The organism is Streptomyces sp. NPDC029296, from assembly GCF_055569255.1.
In genome coordinates, this window is record NZ_JBVHXT010000060.1 from 26054 (window position 1) to 44345 (window position 18292).

11 protein-coding genes and 2 pseudogenes are annotated in these 18292 nt (G+C 67.7%); 8 read left to right on the top strand and 5 right to left on the bottom strand.

From position 1 onward, the window contains the following. The first annotated feature begins 92 nt into the window (after window positions 1-92). The 8 genes and pseudogenes from ACZ4W9_RS36695 (at window position 93) to ACZ4W9_RS36730 (ending at window position 11120) form a co-directional block, all read left to right on the top strand. Window positions 93-890, top strand: coding sequence for a Hachiman antiphage defense system protein HamA (locus tag ACZ4W9_RS36695; RefSeq protein ID WP_360472371.1), 798 nt, complete (start codon window positions 93-95; stop codon window positions 888-890). Beyond that, window positions 887-4495: a DEAD/DEAH box helicase gene (locus ACZ4W9_RS36700; protein ID WP_467943256.1), complete on the top strand. Its 3609-nt coding sequence runs from the start codon at window positions 887-889 to the stop codon at window positions 4493-4495. The genes ACZ4W9_RS36695 and ACZ4W9_RS36700 overlap by 4 nt, the downstream gene beginning before the upstream one ends. Window positions 4496-4942: 447 nt before the next feature. Beyond that, complete coding sequence (locus tag ACZ4W9_RS36705; RefSeq protein ID WP_467943260.1) at window positions 4943-5479, top strand: AbiJ-related protein; 537 nt, start codon at window positions 4943-4945, stop codon at window positions 5477-5479. A gap of 37 nt (window positions 5480-5516) precedes the next feature. Continuing rightward, window positions 5517-6334 (top strand): IS5 family transposase gene (locus tag ACZ4W9_RS36710; protein ID WP_467943285.1). Its coding sequence is split into 2 segments (ribosomal slippage): window positions 5517-5865 and window positions 5865-6334, totalling 819 coding nucleotides; the frame shifts between segments, so codons are not numbered across the junction. Between the two features lie 72 nt (window positions 6335-6406). Continuing rightward, window positions 6407-7648, top strand: coding sequence for an IS701 family transposase (locus ACZ4W9_RS36715; protein WP_467943264.1), 1242 nt, complete (start codon window positions 6407-6409; stop codon window positions 7646-7648). Window positions 7649-8479: 831 nt separating this feature from the next. Continuing rightward, window positions 8480-9220: pseudogene (locus tag ACZ4W9_RS36720) on the top strand (transposase). Between the two features lie 55 nt (window positions 9221-9275). Continuing rightward, window positions 9276-10766: a Shedu immune nuclease family protein gene (locus ACZ4W9_RS36725; protein ID WP_467943267.1), complete on the top strand. Its 1491-nt coding sequence runs from the start codon at window positions 9276-9278 to the stop codon at window positions 10764-10766. A gap of 92 nt (window positions 10767-10858) precedes the next feature. Beyond that, a pseudogene (locus tag ACZ4W9_RS36730) lies at window positions 10859-11120 on the top strand (hypothetical protein). A 304-nt stretch (window positions 11121-11424) separates the two neighbouring features. Here the strand turns inward: ACZ4W9_RS36730 and ACZ4W9_RS36735 are convergent. The 5 genes from ACZ4W9_RS36735 to ACZ4W9_RS36755 all read right to left on the bottom strand — a co-directional run bounded on the left by ACZ4W9_RS36735 (window position 11425) and on the right by ACZ4W9_RS36755 (window position 17678). Continuing rightward, window positions 11425-12429, bottom strand: a complete 1005-nt coding sequence (locus tag ACZ4W9_RS36735) for a helix-turn-helix domain-containing protein (protein ID WP_467943271.1) — start codon at window positions 12427-12429, stop codon at window positions 11425-11427. Between the two features lie 11 nt (window positions 12430-12440). Continuing rightward, window positions 12441-12719: a hypothetical protein gene (locus ACZ4W9_RS36740; RefSeq protein WP_467943275.1), complete on the bottom strand. Its 279-nt coding sequence runs from the start codon at window positions 12717-12719 to the stop codon at window positions 12441-12443. 895 nt (window positions 12720-13614) lie between these two features. Further along, a complete protein-coding gene (locus ACZ4W9_RS36745) occupies window positions 13615-13749 on the bottom strand; it encodes a hypothetical protein (RefSeq protein ID WP_467943277.1) in 135 nt (44 codons plus the stop codon). Between the two features lie 587 nt (window positions 13750-14336). Continuing rightward, complete coding sequence (locus ACZ4W9_RS36750) at window positions 14337-14861, bottom strand: hypothetical protein (RefSeq protein ID WP_467943280.1); 525 nt, start codon at window positions 14859-14861, stop codon at window positions 14337-14339. 294 nt (window positions 14862-15155) lie between these two features. Then, window positions 15156-17678 (bottom strand): helicase associated domain-containing protein, encoded by a 2523-nt coding sequence (locus ACZ4W9_RS36755; RefSeq protein ID WP_467943283.1) that lies wholly within the window; start codon window positions 17676-17678, stop codon window positions 15156-15158. Window positions 17679-18292 lie beyond the last annotated feature (614 nt).

Consider the following 18292-nt stretch of genomic DNA (forward strand, 5'->3'; position numbering starts at 1 on the left):
TGTGGTCCAGGAAAAACGCGATCATCGGATCAGCATTCTGAAAAATCCGAGACAATGGTGACTGGGCGGGGAGTCGAAACTCGGGGGTGTGCGTGTTCGACAAGTGGCTTCAGACGGAGCCGGTGCAACTGCCGGCAGGACCATTGCAGTACGAGGCGCTCGTCGACTCGGGGCAAATTGGTGAGGCGGAGCTGCTGGAGCAGCTCGGACGTGAGGTGGCCCGGAACTACGTCACTCCGGGGGAGCTCGCTCTCGTTTTTGACGACTTGGGCGCGCCGGAAGTCGCTCGTTACGTGCGCACGAATATGTTCCCGGCTGAGACGCGGACGCGGCACGGTGACTTCGGGGAGATTGTCACCGGGGCGCTGTACAGGAGGGTGCGCCGATGGTGCGTGCCGATCTTGAAGCTCCGCTGGAAGCAGACTGCGAACCAGGCGGTCCAAGGCACGGATGTCCTTGCGTTCCGGCTCCGCCAGAACCCACCCGTGGTTGCCGTGCCGGAGGTGAAGACCCGCGCTACGCGCAAGCTCGACCTGGGACAGGAAGCACACGACAGCCTGGAGAAGATCCTGGACAACGATCGGCTGGATGAAAGCATACGGTTCGTCATGGTCCGCTGCTTTGAACGAGGGCAGGGCTTCCTGGCCCGCCGGATTGCCGAGGTGTTGAGGCAGCCGGAACATCGCTCCGTCGAGCGGCACATGGTATTCGTGCACGACCACGCGGCGTGGAAGGAGGAGGTCGTCACCCGTCTCGCCGGCATCGTCAAGCAGCCGACCGAGCTGACCGTGGTGAAGATCCGCGACCTGCAGGACTTCGTCGCCCGCGTGTACAAGGCAGCCGAAGCCCAAGGCGCGCCCAAAGACCACACCAGGGACACTGCCGCGTGAGGGACTATAACGGCGTCCTGGCTCAGCTGGGCCATGACGCCCTCACTGAGGGAGAGGCCGCCCAGCCGCTGCGCGCCCAGCTGCGCTCGCACGTGCTGGCCGAGCAGATCAGCATCGACGGTGCCACCGCCGCCTACACCTACGACCTCAGAGAGCTGCGCCGCGGCCTGACGCTGGCCCGGCTGGGGCAGCTCACCCGGACGCCCCGTGAGCGGCGAGAAGACCCAGGACCGCTCACCGAGATCGCCCAGGCCTACGCTGACCTCGCGGCGCGGTACGAGACCACCGACCCGCAGCGCATGGAGCTCCTCGCGATCGCCGCGACGATGTGGAGCCTGGCCGGCTATCAGGCCAACTCCGCCACCCTGGCAGCAGAGTTCCGCACCGAAGCCATGCGTGCCTTCGCCGCCGCCGAGGAACTGCTCTCGGCCGCCGCGACCGCGGCCCCGTATCGAGTGGCCGCCTTGACCGGCGCTGTGCTGCAGCGCGACATCGACGAAGCCGCCCGCCTCGGCGCCCAGGCCGAAGCCGACCTACCCGTTCTCGGCGAGCAGCTGGTCGAAGCAGCCCGCCAAGGACTCGCCGACCAGGCGGACGCCGCCGTCCTCGCCGCGTACGGGCTGACCGGACGCGCCGCACGCTCCCTCGCCGCCCTGTGGCGTCTGGGGGACCGGGCAGCGGGACGCGCAGCCGTCACTGACCTGCGCAAGGCCGCCTCCATCCTCCTCGACGCCTCGGTCGTCGACACCTGGACCCTGATCGACTCTCTCGCGTACGTCGTTGAGGACATCGTCGCCACCTCACCGTGGATGCTGCTGCGCCGCGCGGCCACCTGGGGCCGACTATGGGAGCGCTATCTCAAAGCCTTGATCGTTGCGAAACGGCCCATGACCCAAGTCTGGCCCTCCCAGCGGAAGGCCCTGGAGAGAGGGCTCGTGGACGCTGCGGCGACCAACCTCGCGGTCACCATGCCCACCTCGGCGGGCAAGACCCACATCGCCGAGTGGGCCATCCTCCACGCTCTCACCCCCCGGCCCACAGACAACGACACCTGGTGGAACCTGCCCCGTCTGGCCGTCTACGTCGTCCCCACCCGCGCACTGGCTGCCCAGGTCGAACGGCACCTGGCTGCAAGCCTCGAACTGGTCGGCCTGCGCGTCTCCGCGATGTTCGGCGGCGTCGAGCACGTCCGCTACGAAACCCAACTGCTGGACTTCACCGACGTCCTCGTCGTCACCAGCGAAAAACTCGACCTCCTCCTGCGCAACGTCCCCGAACTCGCCCCCCGGCTCGCCCTGATTCTGGTCGACGAAGGACACAGCCTCGACCGCGCCGAAGGCGAACGGGGCCTGCGCCTGGAGATGCTCCTCACCCGCATCCGCCACACCGCCCCCGCCGCACGCACCATCCTGCTCTCCGCCGTCCTGCCCAACGGCGACGACCTGGCCCGCTGGCTCGCTCCCGCCGCCGACGGCACCAACCACGCCAGCACCCACTGGACCCCCTCCCAGCTGCGCACCGGCGTCTTCTACTGGCGCGGCCGCGACATCGATGGCCAGAGCGGCACCATCGAGTACGGCGTCCACGGAAGCAGCGACTTCTTCCTCTCCCGAGTCCTCACCCGCCACTTGAAGAAGACCCGCCTGTTCCCCCGCGAACGCAAGGACGTCACGGCCGCACTGGCCCTCCACTTCGACCGGCTTGGCCCCGTGTTGATCGCCTCACCCACACGCGTAAAGGCCCACGCGGCCGCCAAGGCCCTCGCCACAGCCCTCGACACCGACGGCACCCGATCCCTCGGCACCGCCGAGGACGGCACGATCGACCCCCAGATTCTGATTGACCGTCTGAAACTATGCACCGAAATCGCCAGACACGTCGGCGACGGCCACGACCTGACCACCATGGTCCTGCGCGGCTTTGCCTACCACCACGCCGAAGTACCGCAAGCTGTCCGCCACTGCCTGGAGCGCGCCTACCGGGACGGCATCCTGCGCGTGCTGTGCGCGACCAGCACCCTGTCCCAGGGCATGAACCTGCCCACCAAGACCGTCCTCGTCCCCGACGTCCGCCGCAGCAAAGAGGAAACGATCAAAGTCCGCGACTTCTGGAACACCGCCGGCCGAGCCGGCCGAGCCTTCCAGGAAACCGAAGGCCACGTCGTCCTCATCGCCAACGACCAGACCGAGGCACGGCAGCTGCGCCGTCGCTACCTGGACCGCAGCAACATCGAACCGGTCATCTCCACACTCGCCGACCTGTACGTCCAACTCGTGCGTGCCCGACTCAGCACCAACCCAACCCCTGGGCAAGACCTCACGACCCTGGACCTTGCTGACCCTGAAGACGACAGAGCGATCCTGTGGACAGAGGGGCTGGACATCCAACTGCTCGCCCAGCTTGCCGATGAAGTCGTTGACACCTCCGACCAGGGCCTCCTCGAAGAGGCTGCCCACACCCTGCTCGGCCAGACCCTAGCTGCCCACCAGCTCGGCGCCCGCCGCTGGTCGCTTCAACCACTGGCCCGCTTTTCCGCACGCCGTGTGCGGGCCATTCGCCAACGACTTCCGGACCGAGCCATTCGTGCCAGCATTGTCCGCACCGGCCTGAGCGTCCAAGGCGGCATCGACGCCCTCGCCGCTGCCGACCACATCGCGACCACCCTCGAGGCACGGCCTGATCTCCTCGACCGCGATCAGTGGCCCGAACTGCAGCAGCTCTTCGTGAACGCAGCCACCACGGTGCTGGAACTGCAGCGGGGCGCCCGTAAAAAGAAGGTCCCCGTGGCCGCCATCGCGCCCGTCGCAGCCGACTGGATCGCTGGCCTTCCCCCGACCGACATCCACGACCGCCACAAAGACGCGCTGCACACGTCCGACATCACCAAGACCGCCGTCGTCATCGACAGCGTCATCGGACACGACCTTGCCTGGGCGATCTCCGCGATCCTCCAACTCCTCGAACACCGCCGTGGCATCCCCGCCGAAGGACGTCTCGCTGTCCTCCCCGCCATGACCAAATACGGCGTCGATACGCCCGCAGCCTGCTACGCCTCTACCATCGGCATCCACGACCGCGCGGCCGCCATCGCCCTCGCCGCACACTGCCCCTACATAGACCCCACCTTCAGGGTCTTTCTTGACTGGCTCAACCACCTCAGCACCGACGACCTCACCGAGATCACCACGCCGGACATCGCTGCCCTCCTCATTCGCAGCGCTGAACGCCGAAGCCCCCGCGCGGCCCAGGCCACCATCCTGCGCGGCCACGGCACATTCACCTGCCACCTACGCGGCGTACGCCACGCCCACAGCGCCAGCTACCTGGCCCACCTCACTGCTGGCACCCCGCTGACTCTCCACCGCGACGCCAGTAACCGCACGGACCCGAACGCAATCCGAGTCGAACACGAAGGACTCCTCCTCGGCTGGATCCCGCGCGAGATCGCCCGACCACTCGCAATCGCCCTCGATGACACCCCTAGCCCTACAGTCACCGCACACCTCTCAACGGACACATGGCGACTTGCCCGGGCCGCCGAAGGCAGCACCCAGGTGGTAGCGCCTGACGCAGTGGAGCTAAGGATCACCATCACGTCGCAGTAGCCAGAAGGGGGCCAGGCCGCCGCCCACCGTCAAGGTGGGGGAGTTGACGTTGCCGAGGCAGCAACGACCTTGTCGCTGAGGGTGCGCTGTCCGGCGGTGTCAGATTGGAGACCATCGCAACGATCCGCGGCACCGAAATCGACATCCCCGCGACGGGCGCGTGGAAGAACCCCGGCATCGGCAGTGCGTGGGCAGACATCGTCGTCATCGCTCCGAAGGCCGGGCGTTGTACGACCAGTGCCCCTGCGGCCCGTCTCCCCTGGACTGGGGCGGCGACAGCCTCTGAAGACCTGCACTCGGTCGGGTGAAGACATCACCGCGGCGGAACCCTGGCGCGCGCCTCGCGGTCGGCGGTCCTGCTGCGGCGCTCTGCCTGACGTCTCGTCTGGGACGGGAAAAGTCTCGATCTGCCGGTACCCGGCCGCCCTGCCCTTCATCCTGAGACACATGACGTCCAGTGACCCATCCTTGACACAGCCGCAGCCATCGATCACAGCGGTGACGCGGTACGAAATCTTCAACTACCTGCGCGAGATATCGAGCCCCTGGTGGGGGAAACTGGACGAGGTCACGTTCCTGGAGGACCTCTACGACCTGGACCAACCTACGGCCGATAACAGCCGGCTCCCGACTGTTCGCGCTGACATCCAGCAGCACCGGTTTAACAACCAAGATCTGCCGGACGACTGGATCTTCGAGGACCCCCGGTTGGAGCTCTCCGACGGACCGGACGAGGTGCTGCTCGCCTTCCTGGCACGAACCGTCCATCCCGAGGTTGCGGCCAGCGTTGATGGGGCAATGAAGCAGGTTGAGGAGCTGAACCGGCTGCTGGCACCGGACGGATGGGGCTTGCGCCCACACGACTTCCTCTCGGGCCGCCCTGTCTACACGCCAGTCCGGATTCCGCCTACGGGACCGCTGGTCCCGCTGCCGCTGAACGACGACGACACGAGCAAGCTCGATCTGGTCCTCGGGCAGACTTAGACCGTGTCCTATGTGGCGGTGGTTCGTTGGTCAGGGCATGGGGCGGGGTACGTGGAGTTGGATTGTTCCGGACGGGCTGTGGGAGATCGCGAAGCCGCTGATCCCGCCGCCGAGGGTGCGGCCACAGGGCGGTGGCACACAGGACACGCCTGATGAGACGCTGTTCGCCGCCATCATCTACGTGCTGGTCAGCGGCTGCGCCTGGCGGGCTATACCGCCCTGCTTCGGGGTGTCGAAGTCGACCGCTCACCGCCGGTTCTTGATCTGGTCGAGAGCCGGTGTCTGGGGCCGGCTGCACGAAGCAGTGCTGCACCGGCTCGACGACGCCGGCCTCGTCGACGTCACCCGCGTCGTCCTCGACACCGCCCACGTCCGCGCTAAAAAAGGGGCGAACACACAGGTCCGAGCCCCGTGGACCGGGGCAAGCCGGGTTCCAAGATGCACGTCCTGTCGGACGCGAACGGCCTGCCCCTCCTCGTCGGCGTCTCCGCCGGCAACGTCCACGACAGCGAAGGTCTAAGGCCGATGGTGGAGGGTCACCAAACGAGACACGACCCCCACCGCGGCCGCCACTTCAAGCCCCAGCGCCTGCACGCCGACAAAGCCTACGACCGGGCCGACCTGCGCAGATGGCTCCGCGGGAAGCGCATCGGCGTGCGCATCGCCCGCAAAGGCATCGAGTCCAGCGAGCGATTAGGGCGCCGCAGGTGGGTCATCGAGCGGACGATGTCCTGGCTGTCCGGCTACCGCCGACTCAGCCCCCGCTACGAACGAGATCCCCGCAACTACCTGGCCTTTCTCGGACTCGCCGCCGCCCTCTGCTGCTACAAGCGACTCATCCGCCTCACCACATAGGACACGGTCTTAGTACTCCAGTTAGATTTCGTGTCCTGAGCTGGTCGTTGTCGTTGTCCGGATATGGAGGCGATGGCTGAAGTCGACGAGTGGCAGGGCGAGTTGGAGTCCGTGTTCGCCCGGGTGGCAGGCCGGTTCGCCCGGGCGGACCTGCGTCGGCGGATGCGGGACTACCTCCGCGGTCTGCTGGCTCCGGTGGGACGCAAGAACGGCTGGCAACTGGCCGAGTGGGCCGGCCACCGCGACCCGGCAGGTCTGCAGCACCTGCTCAACGGCGCCCGGTGGGACGCCGACGCGGTCCGGGACGATGTCCGCGACTACGTCGCCGAACGGCTCGGCTCGGGCGGGGTGTTGATCATCGACGACACCGGGTTCATCAAGAAGGGCAGCACGTCGGCCGGGGTGGGCCGGCAGTACACCGGCACCTCGGGAAAGATCGACAACTGTCAGATCGGTGTGTTCGCCGCCTACGCCACCGGCTCGGGCCGGGCCCTGGTGGATCGGGAGCTTTACCTGCCGAAGTCCTGGACGTCCGACCGTGAGCGCTGCCGGGCGGCGAAGATCCCCGACGAGCGGGGTTTCGCGACCAAGGGTGAACTGGCCCGGGACATCGTCCGCCGGTGCCTCACGGCTGGTCTGCCCGCGGCCTGGGTCACCGCGGATGAAGCTTACGGGCAGGACTGGCACTTCCGCCGCCTGCTCGAGCAGCTCGACGTCGGGTATGTGGTAGCGGTGCCCAAGTCACAGCAGATCAAGTCCCTGGCCGGGATGTGGCGCATCGACCAGCTCATCGAAGAAGCGCCTGGTGACGCCTGGCAGCGGCTGTCCTGCGGCGACGGGGCGAAGGGCCCGCGCGTCTACGACTGGGCCGCGGCCAAACTGCCCGCCAACCTCGTCTTCGACCCCGATCCGCCCACCCATCACCGCTGGGTGATGGCCCGCCGCAGCCTGTCCGACCCCGGCGAGATCGCCTACTACCTCGCCTACGCACCCGTCGGCATCGAGATCGCCGACCTGGTCCGGATCGCCGGAAGCCGCTGGGCGATCGAGGAGTGCTTCCAGGCGGCGAAGAACGAGTGCGGCCTGGACGATTACGAGGTCCGCCGCTATCCCGGCTGGTACCGGCACATCACCCTGGCCATGCTCGCTCACGCCTTCCTGGCCGCCCTCGCCGCCCAGGCGGACGACGGTGCAAGGGGGGCAGCAGAAACGGATCAGCCCTCGCCCCGCTCACCGTGGCAGAGATCCGACGCCTGCTGGACACTCTCCTACCACACCCCCGCCCCCACCAGGACAGACGCCTCCACTCTCTGAACTGGTCCCACTGGCGCAGACGCCACCAAGCCACAGCCCGCCACTGCCACTACCGAAGAAGAACCAGCTCAAGACACGAAATCTAACTGGAGTACTAAGAGGCCGCCCGCCGTCTCTGTGCGGCGGGCGGCCCGTTGCTTGCTAGCTAGCTGACCGATCGGGGAGCCCGAGGGCCTGACGCACCTTTGCCGGGTCGCTTTCGGCGGTTACGACGGTGTCTCCGCACGTAACCCAAGCGAGCATTAGTCGCCCGTCACCCGTCCTGAGAAACGCCAATTCTTCATTGCTGTCACTGCGTCGGCCAGCCGCTTTCGCCAAGACTCCCTTGATCTCTTTCGTCGCCTCTTGCAAGACTTCGTCGTGAAAGCGACTGTTCGCCGAGGGTGAGGCGAGTAGATCTTGGGAGATGCAGGTGTCACTGGGATGCGGGTAGCAGTAGATTATGCCGCCGATTTCCGTCCAGTTTCTTACATCTGCCATGGGTGCCTCCCGGAACGAGTAGCTCAATTCCCTGTTCCCCCACCCGTAACTGCTCATCCTGCCATCAGAATAGGTGTCGTTCTCCAAGATGGCATCTGGAGCGACGCTCAGCGCCTCTCCGCGCGACTGGGGCAGTGGACGTGCCGGAATCGCGAGGCCCCTTCAGGAGGCCAGCGAGCTGACGTTCGGGATGTCGATGTAGATCATTCGCGCGGCATGAGGAAGGGCCGGTGACAGCGCGCGCCGTTGCAGCCAACCAGCACCGGCTTTTAGGGACCTTGGCACGACTCGATCGAACTGAGACGGAAACTGAGACCGTGTCCTATGTGGTGAGGCGTCGTTGAGCCGGTCATGGGGCGGGGTACGTGGAGTTGGATTGTTCCGGAGGGATTGTGGGAGATCGCGAAGCCGCTGATCCCTCCGCCGAAGGTGCGACCGCAGGGCGGCGGAACGCAGGACACACCTGATGAGACGCTGTTCGCCGCGATCATCTACGTCCTGGTGTCCGGGTGTGCCTGGCGAGCTCTGCCGCCGTGCTTCGGTATCTCGAAGTCCACCGCCCACCGCCGGTTCCTCATCTGGTCCAGAGCCGGCCTCTGGGGCCGCCTGCACGAGGCCGTGCTGCACCAACTCGACGACGCCGGCCTCATCGACGTCACCCGCGTCGTTCTCGACACCGCCCACGTCAGGGCAAAAAAGGGGGCGAACACACAGGTCCGAGCCCCGTGGACCGGGGCAAGCCGGGTTCCAAGATGCACACCGATGGTGGAAGGTCACCAAACGAGACACGACCCCCACCGCGGCCGCCACTTCAAGCCCCAGCGCCTCCATGCGGACAAGGCGTACGATGTGCCTCACCTGCGGAAATGGTTACGCGGCAAGCGCATCGGCGTGCGGATCGCCCGCAAAGGCATCGAGTCCAGCGAACGATTGGGCCGTCGCCGGTGGGTCATCGAGCGGACTATCTCCTGGCTGTCCGGCTACCGCCGACTCAGCCCCCGCTACGAACGCAATCCCCGGAACTACCTGGCCTTTCTCGGCCTCGCCGCCGCCCTGTGCTGCTACAGGAGACTCGTCCGCCTCACCACATAGGACACGGTCTTACAGCCTCCTGGACTGCGCCGGCGAGGAGGCCGCACGTGATCTGTTGCGCACGGCTGTCCTGACCCTGCGCCGCGACGGTGGCTTCTTCAACCCCGTGCCTGGTGACGGTTGGACGGCCGACACCTACGAGGCAGTCCTGACCGTGGAGCGCGAACTCCAGCCCACCTGCGCCCCGGAGACGAAGGAGGTGATCTGGCGGACTCTGCAGCCCCTGCTCAGCCAGCTCGGCCGCACCGACGTCCAGAACCTTGTGGTCAAAGGCGATACCCGGCCGCTGCCCAACATCTCCCCTGACTGGCGGACCGAAGCAGCGGTCCCCGCTACCCCCATCGTTCGCGGTCTCCGCCTCCATTTCTCCACTACTGAGTTCGACGTCACCCGCAGGGACTTCGCCGATCTGGAAATCCGTGCCTCGCAGGACAGCAGCGCGTTCCACTACCTCTACGACACTCGCGCACGCCGGATTATCAACGACTTCGTCCTCGACGACCGCCCCCGGGTGGCCACCCTGTGCAATGTCACCATCATCAAGAAGGGTGATACCTTCACGCCAAGGATCAAGCTGTGGAAGAAAGACAAGAGGAAGGCAGGGGAGGCCTCCTCCACGCATTCGGTGCCCGATACCGGAGCCACCCGGGCTGTCAAGGCGCTTGTCGATACCGGGGATGTCCACGAGAACTTCTGGAAGGTCATCAACTTCCTCCAAGGATGCGCGGGGCTCAGCACGCCCGGTGACTCCCTCCAGATCATGGCCAGGGACGAGGGCCAACTGACCCACCTGCTGACCGGACACGACCGGACGATGGTTCTCAGTGCGGTCAGGACCGCGATCGGCGGTGGGCTCACCGAAGAGGACATCCGCCTGATCAGTAACCGCAGAGAGCAGCTCCAGAGATTCGAGCGGCTGCTGACCGATCCGGACTACTTCCAGCAGGAGGAGAGCCGGGCAACAACGCGCGGGGCTGAAGCGGTCTGGCAGGACTTCTTTGAGGCGAACCAGTGGATCTTCGGCTACGGCCTGAACCTCATCGCCTGTGAATCCATCGACGACGGAAAGCTGGAACGCATCACCACCGGTGCGAACATCTTCGGTGGAGCCGGGAAACGCATCGATGCCATCATGCGTTCCAAGGGCCTGATCAGCAGCATGCTTTTCTGTGAAATTAAGACCCACGACACGGAGCTGCTCGCCAAAACTCCGTACCGCGCTGGCGTCTACCAGGCATCAAAAGAACTCGGCGGCGGCGTGGCGCAGGTGCAGAAGACCGCCAGCAAGGCCCAACAGCTTATCTCCCGCGAGTTCCTCACCCGCATTTACGACGACGACGGCACCCCGACCGGTATCGAAATGTCCACTACTCGGCCCCGGCAGGTCGTGGTGATCGGCAGTCTGCGTGAGTTCACTCACAACGGCGCCGTCAACCCGGAGAAGATCAACTCCTTCGAGCTGTACCGGACATCGATCCAGGACGTCGAGATCATCACGTTCGACGAGCTTTACCAGCGAGCGTGCTTCATCGTCGAAGATCGCTAGGCTGCCCATCCGTCGGCCTGGGCGGCGTGTGAGACGACGGCCTACAGCCTCGTGTGCCCCAGGCTGTCGGTGGCGGCCGCCAGGCTAAACGGATCGACCGTGATGACGAGCAGCTGCTGCGCCGCCGGGTCTATGGCGCCGACCACGACGAGCCCGGCCCGCGCTACGCCGAACTGGTCGCAGCCCCGCTGGACTGCCTGCTGCTCGGCGTCACAGGCTGGACGCAGGACGAGGCCGACACCGGTGCTGCGCTCTCCACCGAGCTGGGGTAGTTCGGGGCTGGCGGGCCGGGCCCTGTACGACCCACGCCCCGACGCCCCGGATTGCTGGGATTGGACCGCCGACACTTCCTGACTGTCCTGGGCCGACTTGCCGGCGACACCTTCAACTGGCTGTTGGAGGGAGGTTGACCGTGCTGCTCGGCGGTGGAGGTGCGCATGCCGGGCCCGGCCCCGCACGGCGGTGGTGGCGGCGCTGGGCTGACAGGGTCGGTCCGCCGACCGATTCGCCGGCCTCGGGTGTGTTATCCCTGGACAACGTCCCGCATGCACCCGGTGGATGCGCACCGGCGGTGCGGTGGGCGGCTACCGGTGCGGGTGGAGGCCACCGCGCTAGCCAGCACCTGCTAGGGGCGGTGCTCGTTGCGCCGCCCCTAGCCTTACCCCACGAGAGTCCTGTCCACGACGATCCTGCGCCTGCTGTGCTCCCAATGGTCGTGGTTCACCCTGCGTGTTGCGGCTCGGACGAGGGGTTTCCGAGACGGTTCAAGCCCTGACATCAGCAAGCCGCGCGCTGCGCCATCCAGAAGCGCAAGGGGAGCCGTCGTCTTTCCAGTGCCCGTAGGAAGGTGGATCGTTGCAGTATTGACTCGCTTGTCGGACCGTACGGACGGGGCGCCTGCAGCGACCTCGTAATCGCTGAGCTGCTGGATGATCTCGGCCACGAGGCCTAGCTCCTGACGCGACTGCTCGGGGGTCTCGGCCCCCTCGGCGTAGAGGTAGAGGAAAATCCGCCGCTCATCGATCTGCCATAGGAATTGCAGGGCGGCGGCGACGGCCTTCTCACTCGGCCTGCCGCAGATCTTGAACCAGGCACGGAACCACGGCTCGAGCGCGGTGCCGCTGATTTCGCAGGCGTGGAGGAAGGTCACGAACTGCCGGAAGTAGCGGGGGACGGAGCGTCCCTTGCAGATGGCATGGGCCGTGCTGTGGGGGAGCTGGCCACCAGAGCGGGCTTCCATCTTTCGCGACGGGAGACGGCCCGCACGAGCCCAGGCGTCGCGCAGCGCACCGCTGAGGTCAGCGATGTCCCGTGCATACTCGGGCTTGGGCCGGACGGTTGAAGCCCGAGCCTCAATGCGATTCCTGTGGACAGCTTCGCGCGCCTCCTCGTACAGGTTCGTTGCCTGCATGTAGGCCCACCATTGTGCTGCCCCTGCCCGCTCCAAGTAGTTGTTGCAACCCCTGGCGTACGAGAGCACGAGTTTGTAGGAAGGCAGTGACACACCGCTGGCGGCGCGCTTGAGCTGCGCGGAGGAGTAGTGGGTGCGCTCCGCCAGCTGCCGGTACGTCAGGCACGCATCTCGGCGCATCGCGCGCAGGTGCTCAGCCAGCGCGCCCAGGGCGGGCACAGTGTGGTCGACGGGCTTCTCCGGACGTCCCATGGTGCGTCCCCTCAGTTGCCCGAACCGGACGTGAGGGCGGCGCTGATCAGACGGCGCAGCAGGCTGTGACCCTCGCGGCGGCTGTTGAAACCAGCGGCAAGCAGGACGGCCACGCTCGTGCCGCCGGCGACGGACAGAAGTACCACGATGCCCCGGACTGTGATCGGGGTGACGAGCCGCAGAATGACGGCGGCGGAGAGGAAGCCCAGAATCACCAGCGCCTGCGGCATGCCGAACGCCGACGCGCTGCCGTTCGAGTCGCCGTCCTGGACAGTCTTGTGCAAGGTCATAACAACCCCCATACATGTCTGTGAGGGGCGGTGGGCGTGAACACACCGCCGCCCCAGCTGTTGGCGTCTTCGAATCCGAGAGACCGCGGGACGGCTTGGCGGTGCCGCCCCGGATGCGATCGGGGGATCCGGGAGGTCCCTGCAGTCACGGACCGCTGGCCTACAGCCCGTTGGAGTTGACGTGGGGACCGCCAGGCACAACGATCCCAGCGCCGGGCTCATCTCCGCTAATGGCCCAGTAGTTGGCTCATCCGCCGTCTAGGGACAGGACCGCCATCCCTGCGTAGAGCCATCTACCTGCGGCGATGTGATCGCGTTCCGGGGTTGGCTCATCAGTCGTCCCGATTGGAATGGCTGCCATTCACGGGGATCAAGTCCACAGTGGAGGCACTGCGCAGATAACGGATTTGCGTTAAACCTGCTACGCAGCCCCCGCATTGCTGTTGGCGCTTCAATCTGGGGAACGCACAGGGTCGCGATTGGCGCGTGACCCACACAGAACGGGCTGGTGACCTGCCGCTTGGCCGCGGCGGGGTCACCAGCCCGAGTCGTACACAGCTGCTCTCGTACTTGATTCCGCCAGGGCCCTTGTGGTGCTACCTGCTGCGTCCTCGGCCTTGCCCGACGCCGTCTTCGAGTGACCGTGCGCTGCCGCCCCTGCCGCCCCTGCCGCCCCTGCCGCCCCTGCCGCCCCTGCCGCCCCTGCCGACAGGGCCCGCAGGAGTTTCTCAGCACCACCTACAGCGACCACGCCCTGTTCGTACTCCTCGAAGTCGCCAGTGTCACCGACCCCGAGGCGACCCGCAGTGGGCGGAGCGGCGCGGCGACCACGCCCACGAATTCAGCGCCGCCTGACATCCGAGCGGCGGCAGAACCTCCTGCCCGGCCGTGGCGGCTACTCCCAGGGCTTTGGTAGCGCGTGACACAGGGCTTTGAGCCAGTCGGGCGGGTTGGTGAGGAACTTGTCCACCAGCCGGTCGGTGATGGAGCGGGCGGCGCCCTGGCCTATGGCGGCGGGTAAGGCCGGCACCCACGGCGGGCTGCTGCGGGACGGGCGCGGGGTCAGGCGGCTGGACGGGCGCGGGAACGTTGTCCCGGGTCATGATGCTGCTCCCTTGAGCAGAAGGTTCGAGGGCAGTGGACACCTGTGGTGGTGTCGTCCGCGTGGGGGTGGTGCGCGCCTCGCGGTCGGCGGTCCTGCTGCGGCTCTCTGCTGTGGAGCGTCCCTGTGGGGTCGTAGCCCTGGCCCAGGGTGGCGTGGTGTTCAGCGTAGCGGCGATCGGCGCGGGTGTTGCCCCGGGTGTCTGGCGGGTGGTCATTGGCATGGCCTCCGGCGTGAGTTCGACTTGGCGGGCGGGACAGTGACAGGACTCAGGTGCTTGCGTCTCGTCGTCGTGCTGGGAACGGCTTCTTCACCCCCTGGTGTCGAAAGCCGTCGCCCGGACAGCAGCGACCGGGAAGAAAGTTCTGCAGGGTTTGAGCGCGTCGAAGGCCCGGACCACGTGGTCCGGGCCCTGGATCTAGAGCGTCGTGTGCTGGCCTACTGGTAATGGGGGAAATCCGGCCGGATGTTTGGGTCGGGCGCCGACTTTCTACGCCTGGCGCTGGCCGGGTGGACTAGCCCTGCTCGGTGGTGGCTCGGCTTCGGCTGACCCGACGACAGCGGGGCCGGACAGGATCTCCCTGCCCGGCCCCGCTGGCTGTTCCCGGCTGCTCACCGGCTGAGGCGGATACGCGGCCCCCACACGAACTCGAGGTCGTCTGCGGGGCGAGGGAGTCGGGCCGCTGAAGGTGGGCGGTCAACATGGCGCTGGACGCGGCGCGCCCTCGTCCCGTGGTGGAGGTGGTGTCGGCGATGCGCAGCAGGTGGCTGGCGACGTCGTGGACTCCGGCGTGCCAGCCGTCCTCGAACCGCGGCTCGGAGCCGTGCGGGGCGCTGCTTTCGGAGATCCAGGTGTGGGCGTCGGCTACCGCCCCGGCCTCCAGCTTCGCCACGATGTCGTCGGCCTGCTCGTGTCCGATCCCGACGGCGGCCAGGGCCTGGAAGACCGTGAACCGCGCGTCGGTGGCTTCATGCTGGTGGTGGCTGATGCGGGCCAGCTCCTGACCGTACGTGTCGGCGTCGTGCTGCTCGGGGCTCACGGGGTGCCTCCCTTGTCGTGGTGGGTGCGGTTGGCGACCCAGTCCGGATCGCGTACGGGCACCGGCACCGGGGCGTCGGTGGCCGGGGCGCGCATGATGCGCCAGCTGGTGCGCGGCGCGGTGACGGCGTGGCCAGGACGACGACGGCCTGGCGGCCGGCGCCGCCCCGGGCCCACGTCCCGGTGAAGCGGACCTGATCGGCCGCCCAGTTGCCCAGCCGCTGCCACGGGCGCAGCCGCCCGAGCAGATAGCTGGCCGCGAGCGCGACGGCCGCGGTGACGGCGACGTCCACCGTCAGGACCACCGCATCCCGATCGCGGACAGCAGCTCCACCCGCTCCGGGGACAGGGTCGCGGCCCGGGAGCGCTGGTTCCCGATCCAGGCGCCCAGCTTGTGCTCCCGCTCCTCCTGGTCCTCGCTGACGATCCGCTCGACCCACTTCCTGGGGACCTGGAGGTGTCCCTCGCGTTCGTAGAACTGGCGGGCGGCCTCGTAGTGCATCGCCCACTTGTCGGCCTGCGTACGGCGCGGCGGCGGCTTCTCCTCCTCGCTGGCGGGTGTGATGCCGAGGACCTGCTCGCACAGCCACTGCTGCACGGTCGTGAGCTGATCCCACCCGAGCCGCACCGACTGCACCCACCGGCCGAGATCCTCGCCCTGGCGCACGACGTCGCCCGCCTCGGTGGGCAGCACTCCACCGGAGTCCAGGTGCATCCGCACCAAATGGAAGCACCGCTGCCACGTCACCGGCCAGCTCGGGCACCAGGCCGGATCGATGTCCTCCAGCTGCTCGCGCCGCTCCTCCGACAGGGCCCCGGCCGACGACTGAACCGGCAGCCCTTCCGCACGCCGCTGCTCGATCTCGGCCGCCTTCCGGGCGGCGGCCCGCGCGTTCTTCAGGAAGATGCCCACCCGGTACCCCTGGAAGGTGGCGTCCAGCGGGGCCAGGAGGTGCCCGTGTGCGGCCGCCCACCCGCGCGCGGCCGCGAGACCCTCCTCCCACGCGACGTCGAAGTGCGACCAGATCATGCCGAGCTTCTCCAGCTGCCGGACGCGGTCCTCGTCCATGTCGCCGCGGGCGTAGAACCGGCGAGCGTCGGCGATCCACTGCCCCAGCGGGAAACCGGCGAGCGAGGCCGGCCACCCCTCGCCCTGCGCCTCCTGCACGTCGACGGCGGGCACGCGGAACGTGAACGGCACCTTCAAGTCGCCGTGCAGCCGTGCGTAGATGACGGCGGCCTCCACGCCGCGCCGCCAGTGCTCGTGCTCCGGGTTGAGGACCCGCAGGTTGATGAACGCCGCCAGCGCGGCCGGGTCACGAGGCGTGGAGAACTTCAGCAGGGCCTTGGCAGAGGCGCTGACGCCTCCGGAGCCCTCACCGCTCCCGCCCGTGTTCTTGCCGCTCTCGTCCTTGCTGACAGGCTTGTAGCGGCTCGGGGCCTGCTGCTCCGCCAGGGTCTCCACGATCCGGGCGTCGTGCGCCCGCAGCGCCTCCAGCAGCTTCGCCAGCCCGCCGAACGCCCGCGAGGTCAGCATGTTGTCCGCCGTCTCCCCGGGCCCGAGCAGGACCGGCACGACCAGGCTGGCCATCTTCCCCTCGCCCGGCTGCATCCGCAGCGCCCGACCTACGGCCTGGACCAGGTCGGGCATCGAGCCGCGAACGTCGGCCCAGAAGACGGAGTCGCAGTTTTTGGTGTCGACCCCCTCTCCGAGGACCTTCACCGAACCCAGGAAGCCTTTCTCCACCACCGTGCCGTCCGTGGAGATTCCGGCGGCGAACTCGGTGAGGACCCGCCGCCGGTGGTTCGGCTTGTGGTCGCCGCACAGCCAGTCCGCCCAGATCGTGCGCGGGTACAGCTCGGGGTCCGCAGCGTGCAGCTGCGCGGCGACGTCAGGAAGGCCGGCCGCGAACGCCTCGGCCTCGCGGACCTGGTGGTGGAAGACCAGCGTGCGCCGAAAGCCCTCCTCCGCCGACGCCTTCACCAGAGCGGTCTGCAGCGCGGCGAGCCGCGCCCCGCGGACCTCTGCCGAGCGGCCTTCGGCACCCAGGAGCTGCGCGGCCTGGAGCGCGGTGTCGGTGACGTCCACGCATACGACCTGATAGGGGGCACAAATCCCCCGATCGATCGCCTCCGAGAGCGACAACGTAAAACAGCGGCTGCCGAAGGGGCCCTCAGGGTCGTCTTCCATGCTCGCGACCAGCTCGCCTGGTGCGCCGACCGCGTCCTCGTCCCCGAGCTGCCACAGCCGCGGCGTGGCCGTCATGTACAGACGGCGCAGGGACGGGATCTTCTGGTTGTCGTGGACGACCGCCCACGGCTTCCCGATCCGGCCCGAAACGCGGTGGGCTTCGTCCACCACGATCAGGTCCCAGGCCGCGAGGCCCCCGGCGTGCGCCCGCTCCAGCGTTCCCAGCCCGAGGCTGGCGTACGTGGCGTACACGGTCACCTTCTCCAGGCCCCGCGTCCACTCCACCAGCTCATCCACGTCCGTGGTGTTGGGGAAGGGCACCTCCTCACCCCGCAGTGAGGACACCCCGATCATCGGCCCCCGGCGGCCCCCCTCCCGCCACGCGGCCTCGGTCTGCGCCAGCAGGTCCAGCGAGGGCACGAGCACCAGCACACGGCCCGCGTGGAGCTCCTCCGCGCTGCGGACCGCCACCCGGGTCTTCCCGGACCCGGTCGCCATGATCACCTGCGTTCGAAGCCCTCGTTCGGGCACAAGTGATCTTGCAGGCAATTCGAGGGAGCGCACGACCGCGTCAATGGCTTCTCGCTGGGCTGCCTCGCGCTGATCAGCGCGGTCTGTGCTCGACATATCGCCTGCCTTCTCCTGTGGTGCCGTCCGGTCGATCCGAGCGGCGGGAAACGGGAAACCTGCACGTAGAGGAGCCTCAAGGACTACGGTTGGTCTGACGCGATCGGCTGGTTGATCCGCCCTACCGGAGCACCGGCAAGGCGGCCGGGTGGATCTCGATAACCCTCCGGAGCGGTCCGGGGCGGTGTGCTCTGAGTCCAGAGTCTATCTTGAGATCAGAAATGAAGCACAAAGAATGCCGAGATTCCCCCGAACGTGGCTCAAAGCTGTTAGTCTTGCCTTATCGCCAGCCAATCCGGGACCTTGACGCCCCCTCAATTCGGTCCGCCCCTCTGGGTGGTCGGCCCTGAGCTTCCGTCACCCGCCCGACTACCTGCCACCTCCCCTTCCCCTTGCTGCCGCTCGGGCCGTAGGCCCGTGGGTGGGCCGCGCGGAGCGTGGCGCACCCGGTGGTACGGCGGGTGTCGTGAGGTCAGGCGGCGGAGTGGCGGGTGGCTGGAGCGCAGCGGAGGCCACCGGTCCGGCCGGAGGCCGGCCCGGGGGGGGGGGGGGGGGGGGGGGGGGGGGGGGGGGGGGGGGGGGGGGGGGGGGGAAGGGGGAGGGGGGGGGGGGGA

Coding starts and splice junctions, on each gene's coding strand:
- ACZ4W9_RS36740 (WP_467943275.1), bottom strand. CDS start 12,719: ATGACCTTGCACAAGACTGTCCAGGACGGCGACTCGAACGGCAGCGCG.
- ACZ4W9_RS36705 (WP_467943260.1), top strand. CDS start 4,943: ATGACGTCCAGTGACCCATCCTTGACACAGCCGCAGCCATCGATCACA.
- ACZ4W9_RS36735 (WP_467943271.1), bottom strand. CDS start 12,429: ATGGGACGTCCGGAGAAGCCCGTCGACCACACTGTGCCCGCCCTGGGC.
- ACZ4W9_RS36755 (WP_467943283.1), bottom strand. CDS start 17,678: ATGTCGAGCACAGACCGCGCTGATCAGCGCGAGGCAGCCCAGCGAGAA.
- ACZ4W9_RS36715 (WP_467943264.1), top strand. CDS start 6,407: ATGGCTGAAGTCGACGAGTGGCAGGGCGAGTTGGAGTCCGTGTTCGCC.